Here is a 15,517-nt window from a genome sequence, read left to right as displayed (position 1 = left end):
CCGTGGCGGCGTCCCGTGCCGGATCCGCGCCGGGTCCGCGCCGAAAACACCCCTTGACGGGTCGAGGGACTCGCTCTACGTTCACTTCCATAAAGCAAAACATTGATTCCGCGATGCGGAATTAGCGCGCCCGACCGGTCCCGGTCGGACATGCCCGTGACAGGTCGACGCAGGAGTGCCCGATGCCTCGAATGACAGCCGCCCGCGCTGCGGTGGAGATCCTCAAGCGCGAGGGCGTGACCAACGCCTTCGGAGTGCCGGGCGCGGCGATCAACCCCTTCTACGCGGCGCTCAAGGCCGCGGGCGGGATCGACCACACGCTGGCGCGCCACGTCGAGGGCGCCTCGCACATGGCCGAGGGCTACACCCGTACCCACCCGGGCAACATCGGCGTCTGCATCGGCACTTCGGGCCCGGCCGGCACCGACATGATCACCGGCCTCTACTCCGCCACCGGCGACTCCATCCCGATCCTCTGCATCACCGGCCAGGCCCCCACCGCGGTGATCCAGAAAGAGGACTTCCAGGCCGTCGACATCGCCGCGATCGCCAAGCCGGTCGCCAAGGCCGCCACCACGGTCATGGAGGCCGCCCAGGTCCCCGGCGTCTTCCAGCAGGCGTTCCACCTGATGCGCTCCGGCCGGCCCGGCCCGGTCCTGATCGACCTGCCGATCGACGTCCAGCTCACCGAGATCGACTTCGATCCGGAGCTGTACGAGCCGCTGCCCGCCTTCAAGCCGTCCGCGACCCGTGCCCAGATCGAGAGGGCGCTCGCGCTGCTCAACGAGTCCGAGCGCCCGCTGATCGTCGCCGGCGGCGGCATCATCAACGCCGACGCGGCCGACCTGCTGGTCGAGTTCGCCGAGCTGACCGGCACTCCGGTCGTCCCGACCCTGATGGGCTGGGGCATCGTCCCCGACGACCACGAGCTGAACGCCGGCATGGTCGGCCTCCAGACCTCGCACCGCTACGGCAACGCGAACTTCCTGGAGTCCGACTTCGTCCTCGGCATCGGCAACCGCTGGGCCAACCGGCACACCGGCAAGCTGGACCTGTACACCCAGGGCCGGAAGTTCGTCCACGTCGACATCGAGCCGACCCAGATCGGCAAGATCTTCGCCCCGGACTACGGCATCGCCTCGGACGCCAAGGCCGCACTGGAGCTGTTCGTCGAGGTGGCCCAGGAGCTGAAGGCCGCCGGCGAGCTGCCCGACCGCGGCGCATGGGCCGCCTCCACCCAGGAGCGCAAGGCCCAACTCCAGCGCCGTACGCACTTCGACAACATCCCGATGAAGCCGCAGCGCGTCTACGAGGAGATGAACAAGGCGTTCGGACCGGAGACCCGCTACGTCACCACCATCGGCCTCTCCCAGATCGCCGGCGCGCAGATGCTGCATGTCTACCGGCCGCGCCACTGGATCAACTGCGGCCAGGCCGGGCCGCTCGGCTGGACCATCCCGGCCGCCCTCGGTGTCGCCAAGGCCGACCCGGAGACCCCGGTCGTCGCGCTCTCCGGCGACTACGACTTCCAGTTCATGATCGAGGAGTTGGCGGTCGGCGCCCAGCACAAGATCCCCTACGTCCACGTCCTGGTGAACAACGCCTACCTGGGCCTGATCCGCCAGGCGCAGCGCAACTTCGACATCAACTTCCAGGTCAATCTGGAGTTTGAGAACATCAACGCGCCGGAGCTGGGCGTCTACGGCGTGGACCACGTCAAGGTCGCCGAGGGGCTGGGCTGCAAGGCGATCCGGGTCACCGACCCCAGCCGGCTGGGCGCCGCCTTCGAGGAGGCGAAGAAGCTGGCCGCCGAACACCGCGTCCCGGTCGTCGTCGAGGCGATCCTGGAGCGGATCACCAACATCTCCATGGCCGCCGCGGAGATCGACAAGGTCAACGAGTGGGAAGAGGTCGCGACCGAGCCCGGCCACGCGCCCACCGCGATCAAGCCGCTCAAGGTCTGAGCGTCCGGCGGCGCCCGTTCCCGCCCCGGCCCGTCCATCCGCCGTCGGCCGGCCGGGCGCGTCCTTCCCCTTGTCCTGAGTGTGTGAAAGAGGCTTTGCGATGAGTAATCTCCCCAAGATCGCCTGGATCGGGCTGGGCATCATGGGTTCGCCCATGTCCGAGAACCTGATCAAGGCCGGTTACGACGTCACCGGTTACACCCTGGAGGCCGACAAGCTGCGGCGGCTGGCCGCGGCCGGCGGGACCGCGGCGGACTCGATCGCGCAGGCGGTGCGGGAGGCCGACGTGATCGTCACCATGGTCCCGGCGTCCCCGCAGGTCGAGGCCATCGCCTACGGCCCCGACGGGATCCTGGCCCACGCCAGGCGGGGGGCGCTGCTGATCGACATGTCCTCGATCACCCCGCAGACCTCCATCGACCTGGCCGAGGCGGCCGCCGAGAAGGGCATCCGGGTCCTGGACGCGCCGGTCTCCGGCGGCGAGGCCGGCGCCATCGAAGCCGTCCTGTCGATCATGGTCGGCGGCAACAGCGACGACTTCGACGCCGCCCAGCCGATCCTTCAGGCACTGGGCAGGACCATCGTGCGGTGCGGACCGCACGGCTCCGGCCAGACCGTCAAGGCCGCCAACCAGCTCATCGTCGCCGTCAACATCCAAGCCTGCGCCGAGGCCGTGGTCTTCCTGGAGAAGTCCGGCGTCGACCTGCCCGCCGCCCTCGACGTCCTGAACGGCGGCCTGGCCGGCTCCACGGTGCTGACCCGCAAGACCGGCAACTTCCTGAACCGCGACTTCCAGCCCGGCTTCCGGATCGACCTGCACCACAAGGACATGGGCATCGTCACCGACGCCGCCCGCACCGTCGGCGCCGCCCTGCCCGTCGGCACGGTCGTCGCCAACCTCGTCGCCTCCCTGCGCGCCCAGGGCGACGGCGGCCTGGACCACTCCGCCCTCCTCCGCGGCGTCGAACGCCTCTCCGGATACGACCTCAAGGACTGACCCCGTTCGGCCGGTGCCGCGGCCGCCGCACTTGCGGCCGCGGCACCGGCGCGTTGCGCTTCCGCTACTACGCCCCGGGTCCCGGGAGAACTCGGCCGACTCCATGGGGTTGTTCACTTCGGCCGCGGGCTCTCGCTCGCCGTCAGGTCCGCGCCCGCCCGGCCCGGGCCCGGCCGGCCGAGTGAGATCCCGCCGCCGAGGTGCGAGCGCGCGGAGCCCGGCGCACGCTGGAGGCATGTCCGAGCACCCGCCTGTCATCGTGCACCCACCGACGCCCTCCGGGGGCCGCCGGGTGACCGTGCACGGGCAGATCGTCGGCCTGGCACACGGCCGCGGTGATGTGGCGGAGTTCCTCCGCCGCGCGGGCGTCGCCGACCCCGCCCAGGACGTCGCCCTGGACGACCCCCGCCTGGTCGAGTGGCGCGGCGGCTCCCTGGACGACTGGCCGATGCCATCGGCCTGACGGGCCCGCCCCGCCCGGCGCCCCCGCGATACCGATACCGATTCCCCCGATACCGTTCCCCCGTGCGGTCGGCCCCGCCCACGAGCGACGCCGGCCGCTCCGTCGTGCGGAAGCGCGCGGGGGCGGGCCGGCCCGGCCGCTCTCAGGACCGGACGCGTACCGCCGGCGTCATGTCCGATTTCCGCCAGAGGGCGAGCCCGGCAGGGCGCACAGTGGGGAATGTGATGAGCGAGGACAGCAGGTACGAGGCGGTGCGGAGCCGGGACGCCCGGTTCGACGGGGCGTTCTTCTTCGCGGTGTCGACGACCGGCATCTACTGCCGGCCGAGCTGCCCCGCCACCACCCCGCGGCGGCGGAACGTCACCTTCTTCCCGACCGCCGCGGCCGCCCAGGGCTCCGGATTCCGGGCCTGCCGGCGGTGCCGCCCCGACGCGGTCCCCGGCTCGGCCGAGTGGAACGCCCGGGCGGACGTCGTGGGGCGGGCCATGCGGCTGATCGGCGACGGCGTCGTCGACCGCGAGGGCGTCGCCGGTCTGGCGGACCGGCTCGGCTACAGCGCCCGGCAGGTGCAGCGCCAGCTGACCGCCGAGCTGGGCGCCGGGCCCGCCGCGCTGGCCCGGGCCCAGCGCGCGCACACCGCGCGGGTACTGCTCCAGACCACCGGCCTGCCGATCGCCGAGATCGCCTTCGCCGCCGGATTCGCCAGCGTCCGGCAGTTCAACGACACCATCAGGGAGATCTACGCGCTCACCCCGAGCGCACTGCGAGCCCGCCCGTCGCCCGACCACCGCCCCTCAACGGCGCCGCTGCGCGGCGGCGGCACCCATTCCGGAGGCCCGGTCCCGTCCGGCACGCCCGGTGTGCTGCCGCTGCGGCTGGCGTACCGCGGCCCGTACGCGGCCCGGGAGATCTTCGACTACCTGGCGCGGCGGGCGCTCGACGGGATCGAGGAAGTCACCGGGGAGCCCGGCCGCCGGACGTACCGACGGACCCTGCGGCTGCCCGCCGGCACCGGCATCGCGGAGGTCGACGAGGCCACCGGCGACGGCTGGCTGGACTGCCGGCTGCACCTCACCGAACTGCGGGATCTGGCCACCGCCGCCCAGCGCGTCCGCCGCCTGTTCGACCTGGACGCCGACCCGTTCGCGGTCGGCGAACGCCTCGGCGCGGACCCCGCGCTGGCCCCGCTGGTCGCCCGCCGGCCCGGTTTGCGGTCGCCGGGGACGGTGGACCCGGACGAACTCGCGGTGCGCGCCGTCCTGGGGCGGGCCGGCACCGCCGCCGGCCGCGCCCTGGGCGCCCTGGTCGCCGCGCACGGCGAGCCGCTGCCGCGGCCCTGCGGGGCCCTCACCCATCTCTTCCCGCAGGCCGCGGAGTTGGCGGACGCGCCGCTCACCGGCCTGGGCCCCGCCCCGTCGCGGACCGTCACGCTGCGCGCCCTCGCCGCCGCGCTCGCCGCCCGGGACGTCGTCCTGGACGCCGGGACCGACCGCGAGCGGGCCGTCCGCGCGCTCCGCGCCCTCCCCGGCATCGGCCCGTGGACCGCCGGCTACCTCCGGATGCGGGCCCTGGGCGATCCCGACGTCCTCCTTGCCGCACCGCCCCCGGACGCCGACCCGGCGGTCTGGAGCCCCTGGCGCTCGTACGCGACGCACTACCTCTGGGCCGCGGCCCCCGCCGTGCCCACCGGCGCCCCGGAACGGCACCGGAACCCGACAGAACGGATCGACGCATGACCCTGTACGCCACCCTCGACAGCCCGCTGGGCACGCTCCTCCTGGTGGGCGAGCGCTCCGCCACCGCGCCCGGCGGCACCGCGCTGGCCTCGCTCTCCGTGCCGGGCCAGAAGCGCGGGCCCGTCGTCCGGGACGACTGGACGCACGACCCGTCCGCCTTCACCGGGATCGCCCGCCAACTCACGGCCTACTTCGGCGGGTCGCGGGAGCCGTTCGCCGTCGAGTGCGTCCGGCGCGGCACCGACTTCCAACAACGCGTCTGGGCGGCCCTGGAGACCATCCCGTACGGCACGACCACCACCTACGGGGCGATCGCCGCCGCCATCGGGGCGCCGCGCGCCGCCGTCCGCGCCGTCGGGACGGCGATCGGCGCCAACCCCCTGCTGGTGGTCCGGCCCTGCCACCGCGTCATCGGCGCCGACGGCGCGCTCACCGGCTACGCGGGCGGCCTGGATCGCAAGCGTCTCCTCCTCGGCCTCGAAGGAACGGCCCCGGCCCCGCGCCGGGACCGCGGAACGCGCCCCGTCAGAGCCTCGACCCCCCGGTGACATCGATCCGCTGCCCGGTGATCCACCGGGAGTCGTCGGAGGCGAGGAAGGCGGCCACGTCCGCGACATCGGCGGGACGGCCGAGCCGGTTGAACACCGAGATGGCGGCAAGTGCCGCATGTGCCTCGGGAGTTGCCCGCATGGCCGCGTTCATGTCGGTCTCTATGAAGCCGGGCGCCACGGTGTTCACCGTGATCCCGCGCTCGCCGACGTCCGCGGCCAGTGTGCGGGTGAGGGTGTCGAGCGCGCCCTTGGAGACGCCGTAGGCGATGGTCGACGGAAAGGCCGTGGTCGTGACCGCGGACGAGATGTTGATGATCCGCCCGCCGTCCCGCATCCGCCGCAGGCCGTGCTGGATGAGGAAGAACGGGGCCCTGGTGTTGATCGCGAGGGTCCGGTCGAACTCCTCCGGCGTCACCTCGTCGATGTGCCCCGGCAGGCTGATCGCCGCGTTGTTGACGAGGATGTCCAGACCCGGTTCCGCCCCGATCCCGGCCAGCCCGGCGTCGAAGGACGCGAACAGCGCCTCGGCGTCGCCCGGGACCCCCAGCTCCGCGGCGAGCGGGAACGCCCGGCCGCCCTCGTCCCGGATGCTCTCGACGGTCTGCTGCGCCGCCGTCTCATTGCTCCGGTAATGGACGGCGACCAGCGCACCGTCGTGGGCGAGGCGCCGGGCGATGCCGCGGCCGATGCCACGGCTGGCTCCCGTTACCAGCGCGGTTTTTCCGTTGAGGTCGCCCATGGTCGTTGTCGGCCTTCCGTAGTGCTCATGGCGGCTTGTCGCCGCCGTGACCGGGGTGTGCCGTGTGGGCGGCCCGGTCGTTCCTCCGGTGCGTCTTCTGCCCACATGGTCCATGAGCCGATCAGGCTCATGACGAGGGAGGGGTGGGGCGCGCTGGTGCTCGCCCGGGGGAGGGAGCGGCAGGCGCACCGAGGGCGGCCGCTCGTCCGCTCACCGCAGCGGATCGAAGGACGTCAGGGTCGAGGTGAAGACCGGCTCGCCATCCTGGACCCCGGTGACCTGGACCGTCGTCGTGCCCGGGACCGCCGGCGCCCGCCGCCGCGCCTCGATGAGACACGGCAGCCCGTGTTCCGCGTAGCGGTGGAACTCGGTGCCGAAGGCGTACGGGACGAAGGATGCACTCCGGGTCAGCGCACGGGCGGCCTGCTGCGCCGCGTCAAGCAGCGACAGGCCCGGCACATGATCGTTCGCGGGGTTGACGACCGTGGGATGGCCCGGCGCCACCCGCAGCCGCCATCGTCCCGGCCGTCCGGTGGGGGAGAGGAGCACGTCGCTCTCGTCGGCGCTGCCGGTCAACTCGGCAGGAACGGGGGCGGGCAGCGGGCCGGGGACGCGGCGGGCCGTGAACCGTTCGCCGCGGATCCGGCGGTAGACGGCCGGCGAGGTCACGCTCACGTGGGAGTGTCCGGTCGCGACGATGCGGTCGCCGGTGCGCAGGGTCATCCCGAAGCGGCTGCCGGCCAGCGCGCCGGCCCGCATCCGCGTCCGGCTGCACACGACGTCGATGGTCACCCGCGTCGGGCCGTTCCCGGTGACGCGGTATGCGGGGTCGGTGGTATAGACGATGTCGTCGAGAATGAAGTGATGGCCGAGAGGAACGCCGAATTCCGTGTGGGATACCAGCAGTCCGGCCTGCCGGATTGTCTCGCCGGTGAGGATCGGGTGATGCCGGCCGTGGTGCGGAGTGAGGTACGGGTGATTGTGCGGCCACTGGGCGATCACCGAGAAACGATCGTGTCCCAGCCGCTGCCAGGACGTGATCAAGATATCTTCGGCCATGGGCCGGTGTACGAATTCGCGGGGGACCGGGGCGGTGGCGTCGGGCTCCCGCCGGCAGTCGGCGGGGAACTCCTGCACCTGCTGCGTCCAGCGCCGGTTCGTGGCTGGAACCATGCGGCTGGCCTGCAACGTGTCGCTCATGACAGCCCCTCTACGTCTCCATGGGAGAGCTCCGACACGGTTAAGATACGTACCATCCGGTTTTCTTTTCAATGCCGATGCGAAGGTGCGGGAGAGTCGCCGATCTTGGAGGAAACTTGAGCCGCGGCAATGTGCTGAGAAAGCTTGGGTCTTCGAGAGGCGGGAGGTGATCTGTGGCGCGTCAGGACCGCGCGATCAGGACGCGGCGAGTAATCCTGGAGGTCGCCGCGGCAGTTTTCGACGAACAGGGTTTCGATCGTGCGACTATCGCCGAGATTCTCACGCGTGCCGGCGTGACGAAGGGCGCCCTGTACTTCCATTTCCGCTCAAAGGAAGAGCTCGCGCTCGCCGTGCTGCATGAGCAGGTGCTCGACATCGCGGTCCGGCCCCGGCAGATCAAACTGCAGGAGTTCGTGGACGCGGGGCAGGTTCTGGCGTATCGCCTGCGGCGCGACCCGATCCAGCGTGGTGCCGCCCGTCTCGCCATCGAGCAGGGCTCCAACCACCTCGACCGCAGGCAGTCGATGACGGCCTGGACCGGCTTCGTCGAAGGCATGTTGAAGGAATCCAAGGCGCGGGGCGAGATACTCGAAAGCGTCAACGTACGGGACACCGCCGAGCTGTTCGTCGGTGCCTTCGCCGGCCTCCAGATGATGTCCAAGGCGTTCACCGACCAGAACGACCTCAGCCATCGGCTGACCGTCTTCTTCGAGCACACCCTGCCCACCATCGCCGTTCCGGCCGTCCTCGCCAAGATCAGAATCGACCCGGACCGGGGTGCCCGGCTCGACGCGGAACTCCGGGAGAGCGCGGTCCGGGAGGACGGGGAGGCCGCTGCCGGGGCCGGGGTGGCCTTCGAGGGTGCGGTGTTGTAACGGGAGCCCGCGGAGTTCCCCGGTGCACCGGAGCGGCCGGGCGGCAGAGCCCTTCGTGCGTGGAGAGAAGAGCCCTGCGTACGAAGAGCCCTGCGTACGAAGAGCCCTGTGTGCGAAGAGCCCTGCCTGCGTGGATACGCCGTTTCCGTCCCCGGCGTGGACGTGGTGGGCGCGCTTCGCTCTTGACCCTCTCTTGATCCCTCGGCCGACGGATTGTCAGTGGCGTGCGGTTCACTGGAAGCAGTGTCCGGAACGATGCCATGGGAGGGGCGATGAACGGGGTGGCGGGTCCGAAGGGGCGGGCGGCGTACGGGAGTTGGCGCAGGTGGGGATCGGGTGCGGCGGGAGTGATCGGCAGCACCGCTCGAGGTCCGAGATCGCGGCGCATGGCCTGGAATAGGCCCCCGCGCTGACGTGTTCGCCATGCACGTATCAAGGGGTCACCCCTGGCCGCGCACCGCGTTCGCCACGCACGGCGCACCCCGCCGCTCACTCCCGCCGCCCTGGAGGCCGTACGCATGACCCGGACGATGACGGACCAACTCCCCGTGCGGACGGCGGATCCCGCCGCCGCGCCGCCGCTGCCCCGGCCTCCCGAGGGCGGCCCTCGCAGACCGCGCGCCGGCATCGTTCCCGTCCTCGCCTTCGCCGGCATCGTCGTCGCGGTGATGCAGACGCTGCTCGTGCCGGTCATCAAGGACCTGCCGACGCTGCTCGGCACCGCGCCCGGCAATGCCACCTGGGTCATGACGGCCACCCTCCTCGCCGGTGCCGTCGCCACCCCCATCATGGGGCGCCTCGGCGACCTCCACGGCAAGCGGCGGATGCTGCTGGCCAGCCTCGGCATCATGGTCGTCGGCTCGCTGATCTGCGGTTTCACCAGCGAGTTGATCGTCATGATCGTCGGCCGGGCGCTGCAGGGCTTCGCGATGGGCGCGATACCCCTCGGCATCGGCCTGATGCGCGACGCACTGCCCAGGGAGCGGCTCGGCAAGGCCATGGCCCTGATGAGCTCCTCGATAGGCGTCGGCGGCGGACTCGCGCTGCCCGTCGCCGCCCTGGTCGCCCAACACACCGACTGGCATGCGCTGTTCTTCACCTCCGCCGGGCTGGGGGTGCTGTCGATGCTGCTCACGCTGCTCGTCGTCCCGGAGAGTCCGGTGCGGGCGCCCGGCCGCTTCGACGTCGTCGGCGCCCTGGGCCTGTCCGCCGGTCTCGTCGCCCTGCTGCTGCCGATCACCAAGGGCAGCGACTGGGGCTGGGGATCGCCGCTCGTGCTCGGCCTGTTCGGGGCGGCGGCGGTGATCCTGGTGCTGTGGGGCCTGATGGAGCTGCGGATCGCCGACCCGCTGGTCGATCTGCGCACCAGCGCACGGCGCGAGGTGCTGCTCACCAACCTCGCCTCCATCACGGTCGGGGTGGCGTTCTACGCCATCTCGCTGGTGCTGCCGCAGCTGCTCCAACTGCCCACGTCGACCGGGTACGGCCTCGGCCAGTCGATGGTGGTGGCCGGGCTCTGTGTGGCGCCGCTGGGGCTGACGATGATGTGCGTGGCGCCGCTGTACGCGCGGATCGCCGCCCGCCGCGGCCCCAAGGTCTCGCTGCTGCTCGGCATGCTCGTCATCGGGATCGGCTACGGCGGCGGGCTCGGCCTGATGCGGGCCCCCTGGCAGACCGCCATCATCGCGGTGGTGGTCGGCGCCGGCATCGGGCTGGCGTACTCCTCGCTCCCGGCGCTGATCGTCGGCGCCGTCGACCCGTCCGAGACCGGCGCGGCCAACGGGCTGAACACCCTGATGCGGTCGATCGGCACCTCCGTGTCCAGTGCCGTGATCGGCATGGTGCTGGCCCATATGTCCGAGCCGCTGGGGCCGGTCGAGGTGCCCACGATGGCCGGGTTCCGGGTCTCGTTCCTGATCGCCACCGCCGCCGTCGCCCTCGGCGTGCTGGTGGCGGCCTTCCTGCCGTCCCAGCGGAAGGCGCCCCCGGCGCGGGAGGCCGGTTCCGAGGGCGCGGTGGGGGAGGACGGCGCGCCTGACGGCGCGATCGATCGGGCCGCCGCCACCGCCGCTCCCGCCCTGCCGGACGCGCCTGCCGCCGCCGGGTTCCGTGGGCGGGTCGTGGACGCCGCCGGCGGCCCGGTGCCGGGCGCCACGGTCACGCTGATAGACCGGCACGGCCGGCAGGCCGGTGTCACCACGGCCGCCGCCGACGGCGGTTACGCGCTCGCCGCCCCGGCTGCCGGCACCTACGTCCTCACCGGTGCCGCCCCCGGCCACACCCCGCAGGCCGTCTCGGCCACCTGCGCCGGTGCGGCCACCGTGGCCGAGGCGCGGCTCGTCCTGACGCCCGCCGGCAGCCGCCTGGCCGGCACCCTGCTCGGTGGGCCGGACGGGACGGCACTGGCCGGCGCGAGCATCGTGGTCACCGACGCCCGCGGCGATGTGGTGACCCGTACGACGACCGACGCCGACGGACGGTGGACGATCGCCCGGCTGCCGGACGGCGACCACACCCTCGTCCTCAGCGCGCCGGGACACCAACCGGAGGCCCGCGCCGTCCGGTTGACCGGCGGGGGAGGGGCGGCGGACCGCAGGGCCGAGGGGCTGCACGAGGTGCGGTTGCGCCCCACCGCCACCGTGCGCGGTACGGTCCGAGGTCCGGACGGCCGCCCGCTGGCGGAGGCCGCCGTGACCCTGCTGGAGGACGGCACGGTCACCGGCCACATGGTCACCGGACCGGACGGAGCCTATGCCTCCACGGACCTGACGTCGCGTCAGTACACCCTGTCGGCAGCCGGCTATCCGCCGCACGCGGCATCGATATCCCTGACGAGGGGTGCGGATGCGTGGCTGGATCTCGATGTGACCCAGCAGGTTGGGGACGCGGGGCGCTGAGACGCTCGCTTGCCCCCCGTCATCCACTGACTCCCCGTCACCCACCTGACAGCCTGATAGCACCGTCACCCACCCGACCCCTCACCCCCGCCTCGCCAGCAACAGCCCGCGCGTCTCCTCCAGTTCGGACTGGAGGAGTGTGCTCGCGATGTCGGCGTCGCCGGCGATCACGGCGTCGACGAGGGCGGCATGGCGGGCGTCGCCGTGGTGGGGATCGTCGTCGCGCAGGCCGAGCAGCTGGATGAGGTCGATCAGGCCCTGGCGCAGGGCGGGGGCGAACTGGCCGAAGAGGTCGGTCAGTACGGGGTTGTGGGCGGCGTCCACCAGCGCCGTGTGCAGGGCGATGTCGGCGTCGACGAAGGCCGCGTCGTCGGCGCCGTCCGCCCGCCGCCCCTCCAGGGCCGCGCGCAGGGCCGCGACATCGGCCTCGGTGCGGCGTGCCGCGGCCAGGCGGACGGCCTGTACCTCGACCATCGCGCGCACCTCGTAGACGTCGGCGACGGCCGCACGGCGCAGGCGGGTTGGCCAGTCCTCGCCGGGTTCGGTGGCGATGACGAAGACGCCGGCGCCCTGGCGGGGCCGCACCATCCCCGCGCCGGCCAGGGCGCGCAGTGCCTCGCGGACCGTCGAGCGGCCGACGCCGAGCGTCTTGGCCAGCGTCGTCTCGCCGGGGAGCCTGCTGCCCACCGGCCAGTGCCCACCGGTGATCTGCGCGCGCAGCTGTCGGGCGGCCTGCTCGACCAGCGGGCTGGGGCGGAGGGCTTCCAGCGTCATGCGTTCTCTCCTGTCCACTCAACACCTCGGTCCACTCAACACCTCAGGTTGTCTGAGGAGTTGTTTCGTGGTTACTGTACCCGGCATGACGCTGCGTGGCCTCCTTCTCGGGTGCCGCGGCGGGGCCTGACGCGACCGGCACCCCGCCGCGGGGTCCGGTGCTGCCGGTCTTCTCCGTCCCGGCTTCCGACGAAGGAAGAACGCGATGTCCCGTACTTTCCCCACCGTCCGTACCCCCGGCGGGCCGGTGCCCGCGGCGGCCCCGGCCTGGAACCCGCAGCGCGCGAGCGCGATGCCCGCCCACCGCTACCGGCCCGCCCACGAGCGGGTCGAGGTGCCGCTCCTCGACCGCGGGTGGCCCGCGGCCCGCATCGAGCAGGCGCCCCTGTGGGTGCCGGTCGATCTGCGCGACGGCAACCAGGCGCTGGCCGAACCGATGGACACCCCGCGCAAGCGGCGGCTGTTCGACCTGCTGGTCGCCATGGGCTTCAAGGAGATCGAGGTCGCCTACCCCTCCGCCAGCCGCACCGACTTCGCCTTCGTACGCCACCTGGCCGAGAGCGGTGCCGTGCCCGACGACGTGACCGTCGTGGTGTTCACCCCGGCCCGGAAGGAGCTGATCGAGCGGACCTTCGAGGCGATCGAGGGCCTGCCGCGCACCGTCGTCCACCTCTACACCGCCACCGCACCCACCTGGCGCGAGATGGTTCTCGGCCGCACACGGGACGAGGTGCACGCCATGGTGCGGGAGGCCGCGACGCTGATGGCCCGGCTGGCCGGCGCCCGGCCGCACGCCGACATCCGGTTCCAGTTCTCGCCCGAGGTCTTCAACCTGACCGAGCCCGACCTGGTGCTGGAGATCTGCAACGGTCTGACCGAACTCTGGGACGCCGCCCCGGACCGCCCGGTCACCCACAACCTCCCGGCCACCGTCGAGATCGCCACGCCCAACGTGTACGCGGATCAGATCGAGTACCTGCACCGGCACTTGGCACGGCGGGACGCGGTGATCCTCTCGCTGCACCCGCACAACGACCGCGGCACCGGCGTGGCCTGCGCGGAGCTGGGGCTGCTCGCGGGCGCACAGCGGGTGGAGGGGTGCCTGTTCGGCAACGGCGAGCGCACCGGGAACGTCGATCTGGTCACCCTGGCCCTCAACCTGTACACCCAGGGCGTCGACCCGATGCTGGACTTCTCCGACCTCGACACCGTCCGCCGCACCGTCGAGGACTGCATCCGGCTGCCCCTCCACCCCCGGCACCCCTACGCCGGCGACCTCGTCCACACCGCGTTCTCCGGCACCCACCAGGACGCCATCAGCAAGGGCTTCGCCCACCACGCCCGGCGCGCCGCCGAGTTGGGCGTCCCCGAGGCCGAGGCGCCCTGGGACGTGCCGTACCTGCCCGTCGACCCGGCCGACCTCGGGCGCACTTACGAGGCGGTCATCCGCGTCAACAGCCAGTCCGGCAAGGGCGGGATCGCCCACCTCCTGCACGCACACCACGGGCTGGACCTGCCCGCCGGCCTGCGGCCGGACTTCTCCCGCGCCGTGCAGCGCGCGACCGACGACAGCGGGCAGGAGGTCACCCCGAAGGACCTGTGGGAGCTGTTCCGCGCCACCTATCTCGACCCGGGCGTGGACGGGCCGCTGACCCTCGGTGCCTGGAGCGCCGGCGAGCCGTCGCCGGGGGAGCACCTCGTCCGCTGCGAACTGGGCACGGTGGAGGACCTGCGGACGTACGAGGGGCGCGGCAACGGGCCGCTGGCCGCGTTCGCCGACGCGCTGGCCACGGCCGGCCACCGGGTGGACATCACCGCCTACGCCGAACACGCCACCGCCACCGGGCCGGACAGCGCCGCCGTCGCCTACGTCCGCTGCCGGATCGGACGGGACACCTACTGGGGCGCGGGCCAGGACACCTCCGTGCTGACCGCGTCGGTGCGGGCCGTCCTGGCGGCCGTCAACCGGGCGGCGCGCCGGTAGCGCCACCAGGCCCGCGAGGCCGTCCGACGGTGCGGTCGGGCGGCCTGGCGCGGTGGCCGAAATGCGCCGTACCCGTACAACCTCCGGGTCAACAGGAGCGTCTCGTCTACGCCCTATGGTGGGATTTCGGTCGAGTGCGGGCCCCCGGTCCGCCCCGGGCGCACCACGGCACCCCCTGTATCGCCACCCGGGAAACGGCCCTGCGCACGTACCAGGGGCATGGGCCCGGGGCGCGGGACATCCGGGGCGGAAGGAGCCTTCCGGGGCCGGTGGGCAGGACGGCTGAAACGGCCGAACCTCGTAGTGCCGCGTCCGCAACCGCGGAGATTTCTGCGAGCCTGGGCGGCACACCGGAGTTCCGGCTGGTCACACAGGCCGCCGGGGCAGCGTCGCACCGGGCGCGCGGCCTCGTTAGCGGGGTGTTAGTGCCTCGTTAGCGGACCGGCAGTGCCCGGGAGCACGCTGGAAGAGCAACGGACGGACCGTACGCACCCACCTATACGAGGGTACCCACCTACCAGACGAGGGGGACTCATGTCGCTCACCAGCAAGACCCTCGGCCGCGGCCGCCGTGTCGCCGCCGGATCGCTCATCGCCGTCACGGCGCTGACGCTCTCCGCCTGCCAGAACGGCACGGACAGCGCTTCGTCGTCCCGCTCCTCGTCGGCCGCCGCGCCCGCCACGTCCGGCGCCAACGGCGCGCCGTCGAACGGAGGCGGCAGCGCGCAGTCGGCGGGGAACGCTCCCCGGCCGTCCGGCGTCGCCAAGCCCTCCGCCGGCCGTTCCGGCGTCCCCAACGCCAACCAGGCCAACCCCTCGGCCATGACCGCCTCGGACCGCTGCACCGCGGACAACATGTCGCTGCGCCTGGGCCGCACCGACATCGGCGCGGGCAACATCCGGGTGCCGCTGGTCTTCACCAACAAGGGCAAGAAGACGTGCTCGCTGCGCGGCTTCCCCGGTGTCTCGCTGATCCAGCGCGACGGCTCCGCGGTCGGCACGCCCGCCTCCCGCGAGGGCGGCGCCGGCGGCAGCGTGCGGCTGAAGCCCGGACAGAGCGCGCACGCCGTGCTGCACACCGTCAACGAGGGCGTCTCCGACATCCCGTGCTGGAAGAACTCGCAGCTCGTCTTCGTCTACCCGCCCGGCTCCAAGGAGTCGATGACCACCAACAGCGGCGGGCTGCGGGTGTGCGGCGGCACGTTCACCGTCACCGCCGTGGAGACCGGGGTGCCGTCCTGACGGCGGCTCCTCCTCGGGCCGTGGGGCCGTTCCGGTGCTGGTGCGTCACCGGAACGGCCCTTGTCGGCTCTCCTCGCCTCCCCGGCGGTGTTACG

General features: G+C 72.6%; 12 protein-coding genes. 9 read left to right on the top strand and 3 right to left on the bottom strand.

All coding sequences use genetic code 11. The features are described 5' to 3' along the window. The first annotated feature begins 182 nt into the window (after positions 1–182). The 5 genes from gcl to ACRAS8_RS03005 all read left to right on the top strand — a co-directional run bounded on the left by gcl (position 183) and on the right by ACRAS8_RS03005 (position 5,708). Positions 183–1,964, top strand: coding sequence for a glyoxylate carboligase (gene gcl / locus ACRAS8_RS03025; RefSeq protein WP_438484190.1), 1,782 nt, complete (start codon positions 183–185; stop codon positions 1,962–1,964). A 100-nt stretch (positions 1,965–2,064) separates the two neighbouring features. After that, a complete protein-coding gene (locus ACRAS8_RS03020) occupies positions 2,065–2,961 on the top strand; it encodes a 2-hydroxy-3-oxopropionate reductase (protein ID WP_438484188.1) in 897 nt (298 codons plus the stop codon). A 235-nt stretch (positions 2,962–3,196) separates the two neighbouring features. Next, complete coding sequence (locus tag ACRAS8_RS03015) at positions 3,197–3,424, top strand: hypothetical protein (RefSeq protein ID WP_438484186.1); 228 nt, start codon at positions 3,197–3,199, stop codon at positions 3,422–3,424. Between the two features lie 224 nt (positions 3,425–3,648). After that, the gene (locus ACRAS8_RS03010; protein ID WP_438484184.1) at positions 3,649–5,160 is read left to right on the top strand and encodes an AlkA N-terminal domain-containing protein; all 1,512 of its coding nucleotides are present in this window, start codon (positions 3,649–3,651) and stop codon (positions 5,158–5,160) included. Then, positions 5,157–5,708: a methylated-DNA--[protein]-cysteine S-methyltransferase gene (locus ACRAS8_RS03005; RefSeq protein WP_438484183.1), complete on the top strand. Its 552-nt coding sequence runs from the start codon at positions 5,157–5,159 to the stop codon at positions 5,706–5,708. Before ACRAS8_RS03010 ends, ACRAS8_RS03005 begins: the two co-directional genes overlap by 4 nt. Here the strand turns inward: ACRAS8_RS03005 and ACRAS8_RS03000 are convergent. Together ACRAS8_RS03000 and ACRAS8_RS02995 are read right to left on the bottom strand one after the other, a co-directional pair. Beyond that, entirely contained in the window at positions 5,686–6,450 is a 765-nt protein-coding gene (locus ACRAS8_RS03000; RefSeq protein WP_438484181.1) for an SDR family NAD(P)-dependent oxidoreductase, read from the bottom strand. The genes ACRAS8_RS03005 and ACRAS8_RS03000 overlap by 23 nt on opposite strands. Positions 6,451–6,660: 210 nt before the next feature. Beyond that, positions 6,661–7,650 carry a ScbA/BarX family gamma-butyrolactone biosynthesis protein gene (locus ACRAS8_RS02995; RefSeq protein ID WP_438484180.1) on the bottom strand — a complete coding sequence of 330 codons (990 nt, stop codon included), beginning with the start codon at positions 7,648–7,650 and terminating at the stop codon, positions 6,661–6,663. Between the two features lie 173 nt (positions 7,651–7,823). Here ACRAS8_RS02995 and ACRAS8_RS02990 point away from each other — a divergent pair, with 173 nt between their 5' ends. After that, positions 7,824–8,525 carry a ScbR family autoregulator-binding transcription factor gene (locus ACRAS8_RS02990; RefSeq protein ID WP_438484179.1) on the top strand — a complete coding sequence of 234 codons (702 nt, stop codon included), beginning with the start codon at positions 7,824–7,826 and terminating at the stop codon, positions 8,523–8,525. A gap of 518 nt (positions 8,526–9,043) precedes the next feature. Beyond that, entirely contained in the window at positions 9,044–11,422 is a 2,379-nt protein-coding gene (locus tag ACRAS8_RS02985) for an MFS transporter (protein ID WP_438484178.1), read from the top strand. Positions 11,423–11,503: 81 nt separating this feature from the next. Here the strand turns inward: ACRAS8_RS02985 and ACRAS8_RS02980 are convergent, their stop codons facing one another. Continuing rightward, complete coding sequence (locus tag ACRAS8_RS02980; protein WP_438484177.1) at positions 11,504–12,196, bottom strand: FadR/GntR family transcriptional regulator; 693 nt, start codon at positions 12,194–12,196, stop codon at positions 11,504–11,506. A gap of 205 nt (positions 12,197–12,401) precedes the next feature. Between ACRAS8_RS02980 and leuA the strand changes: the two genes are divergently transcribed. Both leuA and ACRAS8_RS02970 read left to right on the top strand, forming a co-directional pair. Next, positions 12,402–14,180: a 2-isopropylmalate synthase gene (gene leuA / locus ACRAS8_RS02975; protein WP_438484175.1), complete on the top strand. Its 1,779-nt coding sequence runs from the start codon at positions 12,402–12,404 to the stop codon at positions 14,178–14,180. Positions 14,181–14,714: 534 nt separating this feature from the next. Then, positions 14,715–15,422, top strand: a complete 708-nt coding sequence (locus ACRAS8_RS02970) for a DUF4232 domain-containing protein (protein WP_438484173.1) — start codon at positions 14,715–14,717, stop codon at positions 15,420–15,422. Positions 15,423–15,517: the final 95 nt, after the last annotated feature.

Source organism: Streptomyces sp. S186 (assembly GCF_051603415.1).
Classification (GTDB): Bacteria; Actinomycetota; Actinomycetes; order Streptomycetales; family Streptomycetaceae; genus Streptomyces.
This window is presented reverse-complemented; position numbering and strand designations above follow the sequence as displayed.